Below are 14,993 nucleotides of genomic sequence, written 5' to 3'. Positions count from 1 at the left end.
GATTCACACGAAATGGTGGGGCACCTTTCGCCATGAAGGAGATGTCCGCGTTTCGTACTGACAAGGAGATCAGCCGTGGGAATCGCCCGTGGATGACGATGAAGCGGCCAGGTTCGAGGCCGTCTACAGGGAGACATACGACCAGATCGCAGCCTACGCCGCGCGCCGCTGTGACACTCCGCAGGACGCGGCCGATGTCGTGGCGGAGACCTTCACCATCGCCTGGCGCCGGGTGGCTGATCTGCCGCCGGGGCAGGAGGCCAGGCTCTGGCTGTACGGCGTAGCGCGCAAGGTGCTGGCCGATCACCGCCGGAGCACAGCCCGGCAGCGGCTGCGCAGCGTGGAGCTTGACGCCGAGATAGCCGATCTTTATGGGGACTCTCCCGGCAGCAGCGTGGAGCTGAGCGTGATCGGCGCGGTGTTTCGCAGCCTGCCCGACGACGACCGTGAGCTTCTCTCGCTGGTCGCCTGGGAGGGGCTGGGGCGCGATGAGATCGCCGCGATGCTGGGACTGTCCCGCAACGCCGTGCGCATCAGGCTTTATCGCGCCCGCAGGCGCTTCTCGCGCGCACTCGACGAAGCCAGTGTCCGGTTCACAGCAGAAAGCCGAATGATTTCGGCGGGGAGGGTGTTGTGAGGAACGTCGATGAGATCAACGAACTTCTGAGGCCACTGGCCCGAGTCGAGCCCGGACAGCCGAACAGCCACGCGTCCGGTACGGGGGCGCGCGCGTTGCTGGCCTCGATCACGACCCAAGAGCCCGGCAGTGCCGCCAGGACGCCGGGACGTACCCGCTGGTCCGCGTCGCGCAGTCCTCGGCATCTTGCGCTGGGCCTGACCGCTGCGGCCGTGCTCGCAACAGGCATCGTGATAGGGCCGAGCCTGCTGGAGGGCGGACGTGGCGTGGCGGTGTCCTACGCCAATTCCGCAGTGGAGATCCACCGGGAAGGCGACCAGTACGTCGCCCGCATCAAGGACCCGTTCGCCGACCACGACAAGTACACCCAGGCGTTCCACTCGGTCGGCCTGAACGTCGATCTACGCCCGGTGCCCGTCTCGCCAGGCGGCGTGGGAAAGATCCTCGGAATGATCATCGCGGACAAGGGTTCCTCTCGCCCCGCCCCGCAAGCCGAGCCAGACCCCTCCGGCCCTCGGATCAACGGTGTCCCCCTCTCGATGGAGGCGACGCCCAAAGGATGCCGGCCAGGACAGGACAGACACTGCGTCATGGTGATGCGAATCCCCGCCGGTTTCACCGGCAGTGTAGACGTCAAGCTGGGACGCCAGGCGAAGCCGGGAGAGGAATACGCGAACTTCGACTCGGCCATGGCGCCAGGCGAGATGTTCGCCGGGGTCCGGCTGAGAGACGGCCGCCCTGTGGACGACATCCTGGCCGAGGCGCGCAGGCGTAACCTGACCGTGGTGTTCAGCCTCATTCGGACGGATGAGAAAACGGGCGGCCTGTCCTTCGAGCCGCTACCTGCCGACCGGGTCGGACCCGGCTGGACCGTCTGGAACGCATGGCAGGTGAAGGCCGGCGTGATCCGGCTGCTCGTCACACCCGAGCGTCTACCCGAGAACCCGTTCTACAACGGAAGCGCGCCACCGCCCGCATCCTGATCACGCGCACGACTCGGCTCCCGCCCCGCAACGGGGCGGGAGCCGTCCGTTCGATGGCCTGCGCGCCCAGGGCGCGACCGTGGCCGGCGCATTGTCAGCGATCGGGCGACCGGGCGTCCACGTCATCGTCCCAGAAGGAACGGCAGCGCCCGCTCGGCCACGATCGGGCCCGATTTCGGCTCGGTGGGTGACAGGTGGCCGAGGCCGTCGATGGTGTCGAGAGTGGCGTCGGGAAGGGTGTCGCGGAGCATGGCGAACTCCGCTCGGTGCGCGGGCTTGGAGCGGCCGCCGACGAGGAGCAGCACCGGGGCGGTGACGTCTTTGAACTCCGCGAGCCGGCCGTACTGGGCGGCGAGTTGCTCGTGCTCGGCCAGGCAGGCTCCCAGAAGGGACCGCATCCGCTGCCAGGCCGGCCCGCGGAAGGCGATGCGGAAGACCATGCGCAGATACCAGTGCGGCAGTTTGGTCATGAAGTCCGGCGCGCCGCCGGAGCCCTGGATGAAGTGGATGAAAGCGCCGTAGTGGTCGCCGGCGGCCAGCCGTTCCCGGAAGGGGGCCATCCAGGCGGTGGGGATGGGGGAGCAGGGCACTCCGGGCTCGTAGACCGCGATGCGGTCGAACAGCGGAAAGGAGCGTGCGGTCTCCAGGACGACCAGCCCGCCGTAACTGTGCCCGAAGGCGAGGCGCGCCCCGGTCGCGGCCTGGACGGCGCGCAGGTCCTCCACTTCCTTGGCCAGGGAATACTCGGGACCCTGGGGGCCGCTGGCGCCACGCCCGCGCCGGTCGACGACGTGCACGGTGAAGGAGCCGGCCAGCGCGGCGGCCGGCGGCAGGTAGTCCTCTGAGGTGCGGAGGTTGCCGCCGACCACGATGAGATCGGGACCCGTGCCCAGCGTCTGGTAGCCGATCACGGTGCCGTCGGCCGAGACGGCCGTGCCCCGGCGTAAGGACGAGGTGTCGATGTTCGGGCTCACTTTCCCGCCTCCCGCTCCAGTCGGTCGAACGTCGCCAGCAGCCGCGCGGTGTGCTCGGCGTACTCGGCGTAGGGCACGCCGCTGTGGGCGACGACGGCGGCCAGCCGGTCTTCGAACTCCTGCCGGATCGAGGTCACCCGCCGCTTTCCCTCGTCGGTGAGGCTCAGCCGCCTGCGGTTCCCCCCGGCGGGGTCGGGCTGGACGTCGAGAAGACCCTCAGCCGCCAGGACGGCCGTCATGCGGCTCACCGACGGCTCGGTCACGCCGAGGTATTCGGCGAGGGTCCGCTGCGTCGAGGCTCCCAGTTCCCCCACCAGGGTCAGCGCCAGGAACCGGCTGTAGGAGATGCCGTGCTCAGCCCGGAGGATCCGGTCGGCGGCCCGGTCCAGCCGGGCGGTGAGCACGTGCAGGTTGAGGCTCAAGTTCTGCTCCATGCCAGTAACTTAGCATGCTAACTTGCCTAAGGCAAGGTGTAGATGCTCATGCACGAAAGGCGACCGCCGTCAGCGCGGCGGCGAGGTCCGGGCGGGCATGGCGCGCCGGCGCTGCTTTGCGCGCGAGATCGAATCCTCGTCACACTGGGTCCATGGAATACGTCGGCCGGGTGCCCGCGCCGCCGCTCGACCAGTTCATCGACGACATCTACTGCCTGACCGGGGTGCCGCGACACCGCCGGATGAACGTCCCGCCGATGCCGTCGGCACACCTGTTCATCAACCTGGGCGGACCCGCCCGGCTGTGGGATTCCGACCCTTCGGTGCCACCGGCGATATTCACCGATGGGTGGTTCATGGGCGTATGGACCAGGCGTTTCCTCTTCGAGTACCCCACGCGTGTGCGGCTCGTCGGGGTGCATTTCAAGCCTTGGGGGATGTCGCCGTTCGTCGATGTGCCGGCGATCGAGTTGCGAAACCGATGGGTGCCGGTCGACGCCGTCTGGCGACGATCGGTGGACCGGATTCGCAACCAGGTCGGCGACGTCGCATCGGCCACCGAGACACTGCGGGTGGTGGAGGAGGAGCTGCGATCGCGATTTGCCGAGGCGGGGCGTGGTCTCGACCTGGTCCGGCACGCAAGCGGGCGTCTGGAGACCTCCCACGGCGCGGTCCCTGTCGGCGCGCTGGCCGATGCGGCCGGGGTGAGCGGCAATCACCTGGCCGCGCAGTTCAAGTCTCATGTCGGGATCACCCCGAAGCGGGTGGCGCGGATCTACCGCTTCGCGCGGCTGATCCTGTCCGTAGACGCCCGGCGTCCGGTCGACTGGTCGGAGCTCGCCCAGACGGCGGGCTACTTCGACCAGGCCCACTTCATCAGGGAGTTCAAGGACTTCACCGGCCACACCCCGACGGAATACCTGGCCCTGCGGCGCCGGTTCCCCGCCGAGCGGGAGTTCCCGCCGGACAGCGGTCCGATGCCCGCCGATTGATTTTTTACAAGCCCGGCCGCCACCGGGACCGACAAGATCGAGGTGAGTGCGCAAGGAGACCCGAGGAGAACCAGTGGGCACAGTGATCATGCACAACGCGGTGTCGGTGGACGGCTTCATCGCCGACGAGAGCGACGGCGTCGGGCCGCTCCACGATTGGTACTTCACCGGGGACACCCCGATCACCGAAGGCGGCGACCAGCAGTACGACCACTCCGGAACCGGAAGTGACTTCAAGGTCTCACGAGCATCGGCGGAGTACGTCCGGCCGATGTGGGAGTCGATCGGCGCGATCGTGATGGGCCGCAACCTGTTCGACCTGGTGAACGGCTGGGAGGGCCGGCCACCCGCGGGCGAACACGTGGTCGTGGTGTCCCACCGTCCCAAGCCCGAGGGCTGGCACCCCGAGGCGTCGTACCATTTCGTCGATGACGTGGCGGCCGCGATCGACAAGGCCCAGGAGCTCGCCGGGGAGCGAATCGTCGGCGTGAACGCCGGCGACGTGGGCGGCCAGATCCTCGCGGCCGGTCTCGTGGACGAGGTGGCGATGGACGTGGTGCCCGTGGTGTTCGGGTCGGGCAAACGCTACTTCGGCGGCATCGACGGGCAGCATCTGCTGGAGGATCCCCACGTGGTCACCCAGGGCGACCGAGTGCTGCACCTGAGGTTCAAGGTGCGCCGCTAGCCGCGCCGCCAGGCGGGGTTCAGCCGGATCTCGATGTCGTCGCACACCGTCTCCGGTGCGGGCTCGGCGCTGACGCGGACCTGTATCGGACGGCCGGTGCCGGCCTCGACGAACGACAGGGGCGGGCGGCCATCCTGCAGGTGCCTGTCGCCCCACTGTATGAGCGACAGGAACACCGGCAGCAGGTCTTCGCCGGCCTCGGTCAGCCGGTATTCGTCGCGGGCCCGGCTCCCCGGCTCCCGATAGACGACGGGCGCGACGACACCCGCGGCCTTCAGCTGTTTGAGTGCCCGCGACACCGCGGGCGCCGAGGCCCCGATCCGCGTCACGAAGTCGTCGAACCTCGTCGTGCCGTAGAAGCATTCGCGGACCACCAGGAACACCGTCTTGGTGCTGAGCAGGTCCAGCACCCGCCCCGCCGAGCATCCGTCGCCGATCGACCACGCATCCCGGTCGGACAGCCGTTCCTCGAACCTCATCGCCACGCCGCCATTGTAGCTAACGCTTGCGTTAGCCAGCAGGGTGTGATGCAATCTCACTAACGAGGTCGTTACTCAGGCGGGGGATGTCATGGTCGCAGTGGCGGGCAGGGTGGTCGTGGTGACCGGGGGCCGGCGTGGACTCGGCGCGGCGCTGGTCGACGAGGTGCTGGCGCGCGGAGCGCGAAAGGTGTACTCGACCGCGCGCTCGGCGTACGTCGACGACCGTCCAGGGGTGGTCGCCACCGAGCTGGAGGTCCGCTCGGCGGCGTCGGTCGCCGCCCTCGCGGAGCTCGCCACCGACGCCGAGATCGTGTTCAACAACGCCGGGATCCTGCTGCCCGCCCCGCTGCTGACGGGTGACTTCGAGCGTGCCACGGAGACGTTCGACGTCAACGTCTTCGGGCCGCTGCGGATGGCGCGGGCGTTCGCGCCGATCCTGGCCGCGAACGGCGGGGGCGCATTGGTCAACATGCACTCCGTGCTGTCCTGGCTGGCCGGCAGCGGCGCCTACGGGGCGTCCAAGGCGGCGGCGTGGTCCCTCACGAACTCGCTCCGGCTCGAACTGGCGCGTCAGAACACCCAGGTCGTGGGTGTGCACGCGGGGTTCATCGACACCGAGATGGTCTCCGCCGTCGAGCTGCCGAAGGCGACTCCGGCCGAGGTGGCCGCGCGGATCGTCGACGGCCTGGAGTCCGGGGCCACGGAGGTGCTCGCCGACGACGTCACAGTGGCCGCCAAGTCGGCGCTGTCCGGCCCCGTGGAGAACCTGACCTTCTCGGCCGCACGTTGACGTCGCGTCTCAGCACTCAGGGAGTACAGAACCGCCATGCCACTGTGGACCATTCATCACACGCCCGGAATCTTCACCGACGAGGAGAAGCACCAGCTCGCCTCCCGTATCGCCGACCACTACGAACAGGTCGGGCTGCCGCGGTTCTACGTGGTCACGCTGTTCCACCAGACCCGGCCCGAGGATTTCTACGTCGGTGGGGAGCCCACCGCGGCCGGGGTCCGCATCGCCATCGACCACATCGCCCGCAGCAATCCCGATAGGGAGAGCCGGCGCCGGACCGCCCGGTGGATCAGGGGCATGCTGCAGCCCCACCTGGAAGGGCACGCGGCGCTGCACTGGGAGTTCCACATCGACGAGACCAGCGACGACCTCTGGATGATCAACGGGATCGCGCCGCCCCCGGCAGGCTCCGACGCCGAGAAGCGGTGGGCTGCGAGCAACTCGGCGTCCCCCTACTGACCGCGCCGGTGAGCGACCGCACGCCCCCGCGCCGGTGACGAGGCGGCGAAGGGGCACGCAGTGCGCCTGTCAGGGATTCATCGGGATTCGATCCGGCCCAGTGGTTCGCCGGCCTCAGCCAGAGCGGCACGCGCCGCCGCCCAGGTGGAATCCCCGAGGCCGAGCGCGGTGCGAAGGTAGGCCCACGTGAGCCGCCGGATCAGGGCGACTCGCTCGGGGTTCTCGTCCGTCGTCTCCGTGACGTTGTAGCCGGAGATCCCGCCGAGCGAGTGTTCCGCCCCGAAAACGGTGAGCAGGCTCTTGCCGCCCGGGCTCAGGAAGTACGCGTCGGTGAACCAGTCGGGCCCGCGGACCGACAGCAGGGACTGGTCGCGATCTCCCGCGACCATGAGGGCCGGTGTGGTCATCTCAGTGAAGCTCGGGTTCATGAACGGGAAGTGCTCGGCGGCGAACGGAGTCAGGTCCGCTCCGCCCGTGCCGGGGAGGGCGAGCAGCACACCCGCGTTGATCCGCGGGTCGGACATGTCCTCTCCCGGCTCGCCCGCGGAATCGAGGACTCGCGCGCCCAGGAGCATGCTCGCCGTCTGGGCGCCCCAGGAGTGTCCGGCCACGGCGATGCGGCTTCGGTCGAGACGCCCGCCGAGGCCGGGAACGGCGGCTTCGACGAACTCCAGCCCGTCGAGGACGCGCTTCAGGTCCTCGACGCGGAAACGCCAGATCAGCGGCGTACGGGGGTCGTCGGGGGGAAGGTTCAGCGTCCTCGAGTCGAGATGGGTGGGCTGGATCACCGCGAAGCCGTGGGCGGTCCAGAAGTCGACCAGCGGGCCGTAGCCGTCCATCGACCCCCCGAAGCCGTGCGAGAAGACGATGACCGGCAGTTCGCTCCCGGTCGCCGGCGCCGACACGCGTACGCGCAGATCCTCGCCACGGCCGGGGGCCGGCAGCACCACCGGCTTCACCGAGATGACGGGGCTGGGTGCGCCGACGGCCACGTCCGTAGTCGCCACGCCTGCGTTGTTCATGGGTTGGTCTTCCTCTCAGTTGTTCCGTGAGGTGATGAGTTCGTCGGTGACCCACCGGGCGACGCCGGCGGGGTAGGGCGACGGCAGTCCGAGGACGATGTGCCGGAAGCCGGCGTCGATCGCCTCGCCGATCGCGTCCCGGGTGGGGCCGGGCCGGTCGTAGGAGACGGGCAGGTGGATCGAGCGGGTGATGGAGGCGGGGTCGCGGCCGATCTCGGCGCAGTAGCGGTCGAGCAGCGCGCTGCGGCGGACGACGTCGTCGATGTCGCCGCCGGGGATGTTCCACAGGTCGGCGTGCTCGGCGACCACGCGCAGCGTCGGGGACGAGCGCCCGCCGATGAGGATCGGCGGATGGGGGCGCTGGACGGGTTTGGGATTGCAGAACGCTCCGGTGAGCCGGACGTGGGTGCCGTGGAAGTCGAACGGTTCGGCCTCGGTCCACAATCGCCGGATCACCGTGCAGGCTTCGGCGAGGCTTTCCACGGCGTGCGCGGCGTCGTGGAAGGGCAGGCCGTGTGCTTCGTACTCACGCCGGGCCAGGGGGTGGCCGGGGCGTGAGCCGACGCCGATGCCGAAGTCGAGGCGTCCGCCGCAGACGTCGTCGACGGTCGCGGCGATCTTGGCGAGCATCGCGGGCGGCCGGAACCGGTTGCTGGTCACCAGCACGCCGAGCCGCAGCCGCCGGGTCTGCGCGGCGAGGGCCGCGAGCAGCGTCCAGCCTTCGTAGGCCGGCCCGTCCGGGTCGCCGCCGATCGGCATGAGGTGATCGAACAGCCACGCGTGCTCGATCTCCGGGATCGAGTCCGCCTCGCGCCAGACCCGCAGGACGTCGTGGTAGGCGACCTGTTGCGGGGCGGTCATGATCCCGAAACTGGGGTGGAGTGAGTGTGGCATCGGGGTCGTCGGTCCTTTCGGCACCGGCAGCGCCGGGGTGGGGTGCGCCACCGGCGTCGACCGGGAGGGGAATGGGGAAGCGTGGTGGCGACGCATGGCTTGGTCGCCGGTCCGCTGCTCTGGCATGATGAACAAGCGGGACCGTGTTCCGTTTCGACGATACGGAACCATGTCCCGTTTAGCAAGCCCGGCAACGGAGGGAGCCGCGCGATGAACGACAGCGACCGAGGCGCGGAGCGGGCGGCCCGGCCCAAACGGGCGGACGCACGGCGCAACGAGAAGACCCTGCTCGACGCGGCCGCCGCGGTCTTCGTCGCCTCAGGCGTGGACGCGCCCGTACGCGACATCGCGGCCAAGGCCGGCGTCGGGACGGCCACGATCTACCGCCACTTCCCGACGCGAGCGGATCTCATCATCGCCGTCTACAGGCACCAGGTCGAGGCCTGCGCCGAGGCCGGCCCGGCCCTGCTTGAGACCAGTGCGACCCCTTACGCCGCGCTGGAGCGATGGATCGGCCTCTTCGTCGACTTCCTGGTCACCAAGCACGGACTGGCTGCCGTGCTGCGGTCCGACGCCGCCGGCTTCGACGCCCTGCACGCCTACTTCCTCGACCGTCTCGTGCCCGTGTGCACCCGGCTGCTCGACGCCGCGGCCGCCGCCGGCGAGATCCGCTCCGACATCCCGGCCATCGAACTCATGCACGGCGTGGGAAACCTCTGCATCGGCGCCGAGCACGACCCTCACTACGACGCACGGAGGCTGGCCGGACTGCTCATCGCGGGACTGCGCCTGCGCTAGGGATCGTCCGAACACCGGGTGCGGCGCCCGATCCCCGGCGGCGCCGGTTCCGGTCAGGCGGGTCCCGCCATGTGGGAGACAATGCGACGCATGACGAATCCTCCCGAAGGCGCCGCGGGCAGGCCGCCCGGCCTGCAGCTCGACGCCGTGCTGGAGCGGATCACCTACGCCAACGAGGAGACGGGCTACACGATCGCCAGGGTCGCCACCGAACGGTCGGGCACCGAGCTGCTGACCGTCGTCGGTCCGCTGCTCGGGGCGCAGGTGGGCGAGTCGCTGCGGCTCACCGGCCGCTGGGGCTCCCACCCCAAGTACGGCAGGCAGTTCGAGGTCTGGTCGTACTCCACCGTCCTGCCGGCGACGATCCAGGGCATCCAGCGCTACCTGGGCTCCGGGCTGATCAAGGGCATCGGCCCCAAGATGGCCGAGCGGATCGTGGACCACTTCGGCACCGACACGCTGCGGATCATCGAGGAGGAGCCCAAGCGCCTGGTCGAGGTCCCCGGCCTCGGGCCCAAGCGGACCAAGATGATCGCCGCCGCCTGGGAGGAACAGAAGATCATCAAGGAGGTGATGATCTTCCTGCAGGGCGTCGGGGTGTCCACCTCCATCGCCGTGCGCATCTTCAAGCAGTACGGCGAGGACTCCATCGACGTGGTCCGCAAGGAGCCCTACCGGCTCGCCGACGACGTGTGGGGCATCGGGTTCAAGACCGCCGACACCATCGCGCAGGCCGTGGGCATTCCGCACGACAGCCCCGAGCGGGTCAAGGCCGGCCTGCGCTACACGCTGTCGCAGGCCGCCGACGACGGCCACTGCTTCCTGCCCGCCCCCAACCTGGTCGCCGACGCCGTCAAGATCCTGGAGGTGCCGCCCGACCTGACCTCGGCGTGCCTGGAGGAGCTCGTCGCCGAGGAGGGCGTGGTCCGCGAGGAGGTCCCGGCCAGAGGGAACGGCGAGAACGGCCAGGGCGACGAGAACGGCGACAGCACCGTCCCCGCGATCTACCTCGTCCCCTTCCACCGCGCCGAGCTGTCGCTGGCCGGCACGCTGCGCACCCTGCTGACCTCCGGCCACGACCGGCTCGGGGTGTTCACCGACGTGGACTGGCCGGCCGCCTTCGACTGGCTGCGCGGCCGGACCGGCGCCGACCTCGCGCCCGAGCAGGCCGAGGCCGTACGGCTCGCGCTGACGGAGAAGGTCGCCGTCCTGACCGGCGGCCCCGGCTGCGGCAAGAGCTTCACCGTGCGCTCGGTGGTGACCCTCGCCCGCGCGAAGCGGGCCAAGGTCATCCTCGCCGCCCCGACCGGCCGGGCGGCCAAGCGGCTGGCGGAGCTGACCGGCCACGAGGCCACCACCGTGCACCGGCTGCTCCAGCTGCGCCCCGGCGGGGACGCCACCTTCGACCGGGACAACCCCCTCGACGCCGACCTGGTCGTGGTGGACGAGGCGTCCATGCTCGACCTGCTGCTGGCCAACAAGCTCGCCAAGGCGGTCGCCCCGGGCGCGCACCTGCTGTTCGTCGGCGACGTCGACCAGCTTCCCTCGGTCGGCGCCGGAGAGGTGCTGCGCGACCTGCTGGCCGCGCCCGGCATCCCCCGGGTGCGCCTGACGCAGATCTTCCGCCAGGCGCAGGAGTCAGGCGTGGTCGTCAACGCCCACCGCGTCAACACCGGCCGGCACCCCCTGGTCCGGGAGTTCCCCGACTTCTTCCTGTTTCCCTGTGAGGAGCCCGAGGAGATCGCCGCCCTGACCGTGGACGTGGTCGCGCGGCGCATTCCCAGGAAGTTCGGGCTCAACCCGCGCAGGGACGTGCAGGTGCTTGCGCCCATGCACCGCGGCCCGGCCGGCGCGGGGGCGCTCAACATCGCCCTGCAGGAGGCGCTGACCCCCGCCCGCGAGGGCATGCCGGAGCGCCGGTACGGCGGGCGGGTCTTCCGCGTGGGCGACAAGGTCACCCAGCTGCGCAACAACTACGACAAGGGCGCGGCCGGGGTGTTCAACGGCACGGTCGGCGTCGTCACCGCCATCACCCCCGAGGAGAGCAAGCTGACCGTGCTGACCGACGAGGACGAGAACGTCGACTACTCCTTCGACGAGCTCGACGAACTCGCCCACGCCTATGCGGTCAGCATCCACCGTTCCCAGGGCAGCGAGTATCCAGCCGTGGTCATCCCGCTGGCCACCAGCGCCTGGATGATGCTGCAGCGCAACCTGCTCTACACCGCCATCACCCGGGCCAAGAAGCTCGTGGTCATCGTCGGGTCGCGGCGGGCGCTCGGCCAGGCCGTGCGCACGCGGGGGGCGGGCCGCCGCCACACGGGGCTGACCCACCGCCTCCGCGTGCCCTGATCTTTCGTGTCCTGACCGGCCGGGCCCGCCCCCCGCGCGGGTCAGTACTTCGAGGTGTAGGTCACGAACGACGGCTGGTCGACCTGGGTGGTGCCCTTGTAGCAGACCACGTCACGGACGTAGACGTCCGAACCCGAGGTCGTCCACAGCGTGAGCAGGTTGCAGTACTCCGGCCCGGGACCGTACGCCGTCACCTGCACGTTGTTGGGCGTCGCCCCGACCCTGGGGAAGTACACCAGGCGCATGCCGGTCCCGGCCGTCCGCACCGTGTTGACCCCGCTCTGGGAGTTGTAGTTGATCCCGGTCGGGACCGGCGCGTACGGCCCGGGGTTGGCGGGGACGTTGTCGAAGGTGTAGGCGAACAGCTTCGGCGGCGCGAAGGCCCCGGTGATCGCCCGCTCACGCTGGTAGGTGAGGGTCCAGCCCGTGTCGTACGGCTTGTCGGCCACATCGTGGCACAGCACCTGGATCTTCTGCCCCGACGCCGCCCAGCTCCATGCGCCCACCTTGCACCGCGCCGGCTTGCTCGAGTCGACCGCGGTGACCTGGATGTTCCCGGCCTGCACGGCGGAGCCGAGCCCGGGCAGCCAGACGGTCCAGTCGCCGGTCGTGTTGGGGAAGACGGCGTTCACGCCGAGCGAGGAGTTGTAGTCGGAGGCGATGGACGTGCCGTCCCAGTAGACGTAGCCGTACGCCTGCGTCGCCGAGGACAGCGCCCCGCTGCTGCTGGCGAAGACGATCGAGAAGCGCGCGAAGACTGGGGTTCCGCCGAACTTGTAGCAGCGCACCGCCACGATCTCGTCGGAGCCGGCCTGCCCCCACTTCTCGATCTGGCACCACTCGGCCGACTGCGAGATCGCGGTCACGTGCGCGATCCCGCCCTTGGGGATGCCGATCTTCGGGAACCGCACGAAGTACTCGCCGGTGCCGCCGGGCGAGACGCTGACCGTCGGCCCGGGCGCCCAGCTGCCCGCCTGGTAGGCCAGGTTCGGCACCCCGGAGGTGACGTCGACGTAGGCGAACCCCCACACGTCGGGAACCGCCGCGTTCGCGGCCCCCGCCCCCGCGGCGGCGCCTGCGGCGACCATCGCGCACAACAACAGTAATCGAGTGACCACGGTACGTAACAGGCGCATGCCGTCCTCCATCGCGGTGGTGCCCAGCGGGCGTACGAGATGTCGACGCCGGGGTGGCCCGGCGGGTGGTGCCCAGCGGTGGTGCCCAGTGGTGGAGCCGTGGATCACGCTCGGGGAGGCGCGGGGATCACAATCACCCTCCCGCCCTGTGATAACCCGCGCGCCGATCGTTGAGAAGGCCCAAATGCCCCCGGGCCGCCGGGCGCCAGCCCGGCCGTGAAACGTTCATCGTTCGACCGGTGCCGAAGGATCGCGGCCCTAGCCTGCCGGGGAGGCGACGACCACCCAGGAAAGGGGGAAGGGGGCCGTCTCCACGGACCCCCGGCCACCGATGACAGCAGATCCGCCCGCCGGAGAGGACCGGCGGCTCACCCGGCACGCGGACGTGCGCGCCGTGCTCGCCGATCCCCGCTTCCTCGTCCCCGCAGCCCCCGCAGCGCAACCGGGAGCGGGGATGGCGTGGCTGCGGGGAGCGGTCAGCAGATTCAGCAACGGAGCCGAGCACGCCCGCCGTCGCGCGCGCGTGACGGGGTTGCTCGACGCCCTCGACCCCGTACGGCTGCGCCGCGAGGCATGCGAGCGGACCGGCGCCGAGCTGGCGGGCGGCGCCCGTGTGGACGTGATGGCCAGGATCGCCCGCCGCGTCCCGGTCGGCGTCCTCGCCACGCGGCTCGGCGTCCCGGAGGACCGGCGGGAGGAGGTGGTCGCCGCGGTGACGGCCATGGCCGCCGCCTATCACCTCCCGCCCGCTCCCGGCGCGGCGCCCGCAGGGGATGCGGGGGACGCGGCGGTGGGCGTGCTGGCGGCGGCGCTGAGCGAAGGGGAGGAGCCGGAACCCGGCCTGCTGGCCGCGGTCGCGGGGGCGCTGGTCCAGGCGTGCGACGCCACCGCCGGCCTGGTGGGCAACACCCTCGCCGCCGTGGCCCGCCTGCCCGCCGACCTGTCCGTGCGGTGGCCGGTCGAGGCGCTGCTCACCGAGACCCTGCGGTGGGACCCGCCCGTACGGCTCACGCGCCGGGTGGCGGCCGAGGATGCCACGGCCGGGGGAGTTCCCGTGCCCGCGGGGGCCGTCCTCGTGCTGGACCTGGCGGCGGCCAACAGGGACCCCGAGGTCTTCCCCGACCCGCACCGTTTCGACCCGGCCCGTTTCCACCAGGGTCGCGGCGAGAGCGGCGGGCATCTGGGTTTCGGCAGCGGGATCAGGCACTGCCCGGGGGAGCGGGCCGCGCTCGCCCTGGCGGCGGGCGTCCTGGAGGCCGCTCTCGGGCACCGCCTCGCCGACCCCGAGATTCCCTACGAGCCGTCGCCGAACCTGCGCGTGCCCGCCCGCCTCCACCTTGAGAACGCCGAGACCACGGGAGGACCCCGATGAGCACCGACGCCGAGACGTCCCGGGCGCTGCAGCCTGCCGATTTCCGTGCGCTGCACCCTGCCGATTTCCGTGCACTGCACTATGCCCAGCATCCCTTGGTGCTGCCCAACGCCTGGGACCACGCCTCGGCGGCCGTCCTGGCCGCCGCCGGGTTCGCCGCGCTCGGGACCACGAGCCTCGGCGTCGCCGCGGCGGCGGGCAAACCCGACGCGACCGGCGACACCGCGGCGGAGACGCTGGCGCTGGCCCGGCGGCTGGCCGGGCTGCCGTGCCCAGTGTCGGTGGACATCGAGGGCGGCTTCGCGGACGCGCCGGAGGGCGTGGCCGAGATCGCCGCCGAACTCGCCGCCCTCGGCGTGGCCGGCGTCAACATCGAGGACGGCCGGTCGGACGGGACGCTGGCGGACCTCGGCGAGCGGTGCGAGACGATCGCCGCGGTCAAGGCGCGGGCGCCGGAACTGTTCGTCAACGCCCGCACCGACACCTACTGGCTGGGGGCCGGGGACCTGGGCGCGACCATCGCCAGGGTGCAAGCCTTCGCCGGGGCCGGAGCCGACGGGGTGTTCGTCCCCGGGGTCGCCGCCGACGACGACGTTCGGGCGCTGGTGGACGCGGTCGATCTGCCGCTCAACGTGCTGTTCCTGCCCGGCCGCCACACGGTCGCGGGACTCGCCGCGCTCGGCGTCCGCCGGATCAGCACCGGGTCGCTGCTGCTGCGGGCCGCCCTGCACGCGGTGGCCGAGACCGCCCGGGCGGTCGCCGCAGGCGGGCAGATCCCCGCGGGCCTTCCGTCGTACACGGACGTGCAGGCCCTCGTCACAGTGGGTGCTGACTCGCCGCTTGATCAACCTTGACGCGCACCTTACCGTCTACAGAGAGGAGTCGACCGAAGAAGCGACCGAAATGTGACCTGAGCGTAGGAGAAAATGCCAACATAAGAGGCAACCCCGAATAAGGTCTTATGGTGCCCTTCGCGCTCA

General features: G+C 70.7%; 16 protein-coding genes. 10 read left to right on the top strand and 6 right to left on the bottom strand.

Translation table 11 applies throughout. The features are described from left to right. Positions 1-88 precede the first annotated feature (88 nt). Complete coding sequence (locus tag FLW16_RS10220) at positions 89-637, top strand: RNA polymerase sigma factor (RefSeq protein ID WP_142559747.1); 549 nt, start codon at positions 89-91, stop codon at positions 635-637. Continuing rightward, complete coding sequence (locus FLW16_RS10215; protein ID WP_142559746.1) at positions 634-1,620, top strand: hypothetical protein; 987 nt, start codon at positions 634-636, stop codon at positions 1,618-1,620. Before FLW16_RS10220 ends, FLW16_RS10215 begins: the two co-directional genes overlap by 4 nt. 122 nt (positions 1,621-1,742) lie before the next feature. Here FLW16_RS10215 and FLW16_RS10210 read toward each other — a convergent pair whose 3' ends face one another. Then, positions 1,743-2,594 (bottom strand): alpha/beta fold hydrolase, encoded by an 852-nt coding sequence (locus tag FLW16_RS10210; protein WP_142559745.1) that lies wholly within the window; start codon positions 2,592-2,594, stop codon positions 1,743-1,745. Then, complete coding sequence (locus FLW16_RS10205; RefSeq protein WP_142559744.1) at positions 2,591-3,028, bottom strand: MarR family winged helix-turn-helix transcriptional regulator; 438 nt, start codon at positions 3,026-3,028, stop codon at positions 2,591-2,593. The genes FLW16_RS10210 and FLW16_RS10205 overlap by 4 nt, the downstream gene beginning before the upstream one ends. 170 nt (positions 3,029-3,198) lie before the next feature. Here FLW16_RS10205 and FLW16_RS10200 point away from each other — a divergent pair, with 170 nt between their 5' ends. Beyond that, positions 3,199-4,020 (top strand): helix-turn-helix domain-containing protein, encoded by an 822-nt coding sequence (locus FLW16_RS10200; protein ID WP_221890985.1) that lies wholly within the window; start codon positions 3,199-3,201, stop codon positions 4,018-4,020. Between the two features lie 73 nt (positions 4,021-4,093). Then, the gene (locus FLW16_RS10195) at positions 4,094-4,705 is read left to right on the top strand and encodes a dihydrofolate reductase family protein (RefSeq protein WP_142559742.1); all 612 of its coding nucleotides are present in this window, start codon (positions 4,094-4,096) and stop codon (positions 4,703-4,705) included. Here the strand turns inward: FLW16_RS10195 and FLW16_RS10190 are convergent. Next, positions 4,702-5,184, bottom strand: a complete 483-nt coding sequence (locus FLW16_RS10190; protein ID WP_260615154.1) for a helix-turn-helix domain-containing protein — start codon at positions 5,182-5,184, stop codon at positions 4,702-4,704. The genes FLW16_RS10195 and FLW16_RS10190 overlap by 4 nt on opposite strands. A 91-nt stretch (positions 5,185-5,275) precedes the next feature. Here FLW16_RS10190 and FLW16_RS10185 point away from each other — a divergent pair, with 91 nt between their 5' ends. Both FLW16_RS10185 and FLW16_RS10180 read left to right on the top strand, forming a co-directional pair. Beyond that, a complete protein-coding gene (locus tag FLW16_RS10185) occupies positions 5,276-5,977 on the top strand; it encodes an SDR family oxidoreductase (protein WP_142559740.1) in 702 nt (233 codons plus the stop codon). Between the two features lie 36 nt (positions 5,978-6,013). After that, positions 6,014-6,439: a tautomerase family protein gene (locus FLW16_RS10180; RefSeq protein WP_142559739.1), complete on the top strand. Its 426-nt coding sequence runs from the start codon at positions 6,014-6,016 to the stop codon at positions 6,437-6,439. 77 nt (positions 6,440-6,516) lie between these two features. Here the strand turns inward: FLW16_RS10180 and FLW16_RS10175 are convergent, their stop codons facing one another. Next, complete coding sequence (locus FLW16_RS10175; RefSeq protein WP_221890984.1) at positions 6,517-7,461, bottom strand: chlorophyllase/cutinase-like alpha/beta fold protein; 945 nt, start codon at positions 7,459-7,461, stop codon at positions 6,517-6,519. Positions 7,462-7,476: 15 nt separating this feature from the next. Next, positions 7,477-8,322 carry an LLM class flavin-dependent oxidoreductase gene (locus FLW16_RS10170; protein WP_260615131.1) on the bottom strand — a complete coding sequence of 282 codons (846 nt, stop codon included), beginning with the start codon at positions 8,320-8,322 and terminating at the stop codon, positions 7,477-7,479. A gap of 243 nt (positions 8,323-8,565) precedes the next feature. On the opposite strand from FLW16_RS10170, the gene FLW16_RS10165 reads away from it, so the two are divergent. Both FLW16_RS10165 and FLW16_RS10160 read left to right on the top strand, forming a co-directional pair. Further along, complete coding sequence (locus tag FLW16_RS10165) at positions 8,566-9,153, top strand: TetR/AcrR family transcriptional regulator (protein ID WP_142559737.1); 588 nt, start codon at positions 8,566-8,568, stop codon at positions 9,151-9,153. A gap of 90 nt (positions 9,154-9,243) precedes the next feature. Beyond that, on the top strand, positions 9,244-11,505 hold the full coding sequence (locus tag FLW16_RS10160) for an ATP-dependent RecD-like DNA helicase (protein WP_142559736.1): 2,262 nt from the start codon (positions 9,244-9,246) through the stop codon (positions 11,503-11,505). A gap of 41 nt (positions 11,506-11,546) precedes the next feature. Here FLW16_RS10160 and FLW16_RS10155 read toward each other — a convergent pair whose 3' ends face one another. Next, on the bottom strand, positions 11,547-12,641 hold the full coding sequence (locus FLW16_RS10155) for a hypothetical protein (RefSeq protein WP_142559735.1): 1,095 nt from the start codon (positions 12,639-12,641) through the stop codon (positions 11,547-11,549). Between the two features lie 331 nt (positions 12,642-12,972). On the opposite strand from FLW16_RS10155, the gene FLW16_RS10150 reads away from it, so the two are divergent. Together FLW16_RS10150 and FLW16_RS10145 are read left to right on the top strand one after the other, a co-directional pair. Beyond that, positions 12,973-14,013 (top strand): cytochrome P450, encoded by a 1,041-nt coding sequence (locus FLW16_RS10150; protein WP_142559734.1) that lies wholly within the window; start codon positions 12,973-12,975, stop codon positions 14,011-14,013. Continuing rightward, complete coding sequence (locus tag FLW16_RS10145) at positions 14,010-14,867, top strand: isocitrate lyase/phosphoenolpyruvate mutase family protein (RefSeq protein WP_142559733.1); 858 nt, start codon at positions 14,010-14,012, stop codon at positions 14,865-14,867. Before FLW16_RS10150 ends, FLW16_RS10145 begins: the two co-directional genes overlap by 4 nt. Positions 14,868-14,993 lie beyond the last annotated feature (126 nt).

It is taken from the genome of Microbispora sp. KK1-11 (genome assembly GCF_006874435.1).
Lineage (GTDB): Bacteria > Actinomycetota > Actinomycetes > Streptosporangiales > Streptosporangiaceae > Microbispora > Microbispora catharanthi.
This window is presented reverse-complemented; position numbering and strand designations above follow the sequence as displayed.

What these genes read in the sequence shown, in the direction of transcription:
- FLW16_RS10160 (WP_142559736.1), top strand. Translation starts at nt 9,244, where the DNA reads ATGACGAATCCTCCCGAAGGCGCCGCGGGCAGGCCGCCCGGCCTGCAG.
- FLW16_RS10145 (WP_142559733.1), top strand. Translation starts at nt 14,010, where the DNA reads ATGAGCACCGACGCCGAGACGTCCCGGGCGCTGCAGCCTGCCGATTTC.
- FLW16_RS10150 (WP_142559734.1), top strand. Translation starts at nt 12,973, where the DNA reads ATGACAGCAGATCCGCCCGCCGGAGAGGACCGGCGGCTCACCCGGCAC.
- FLW16_RS10155 (WP_142559735.1), bottom strand. Translation starts at nt 12,641, where the DNA reads ATGCGCCTGTTACGTACCGTGGTCACTCGATTACTGTTGTTGTGCGCG.
- FLW16_RS10205 (WP_142559744.1), bottom strand. Translation starts at nt 3,028, where the DNA reads ATGGAGCAGAACTTGAGCCTCAACCTGCACGTGCTCACCGCCCGGCTG.
- FLW16_RS10190 (WP_260615154.1), bottom strand. Translation starts at nt 5,184, where the DNA reads ATGAGGTTCGAGGAACGGCTGTCCGACCGGGATGCGTGGTCGATCGGC.
- FLW16_RS10175 (WP_221890984.1), bottom strand. Translation starts at nt 7,461, where the DNA reads ATGAACAACGCAGGCGTGGCGACTACGGACGTGGCCGTCGGCGCACCC.
- FLW16_RS10180 (WP_142559739.1), top strand. Translation starts at nt 6,014, where the DNA reads ATGCCACTGTGGACCATTCATCACACGCCCGGAATCTTCACCGACGAG.
- FLW16_RS10170 (WP_260615131.1), bottom strand. Translation starts at nt 8,322, where the DNA reads ATGACCGCCCCGCAACAGGTCGCCTACCACGACGTCCTGCGGGTCTGG.
- FLW16_RS10165 (WP_142559737.1), top strand. Translation starts at nt 8,566, where the DNA reads ATGAACGACAGCGACCGAGGCGCGGAGCGGGCGGCCCGGCCCAAACGG.
- FLW16_RS10185 (WP_142559740.1), top strand. Translation starts at nt 5,276, where the DNA reads ATGGTCGCAGTGGCGGGCAGGGTGGTCGTGGTGACCGGGGGCCGGCGT.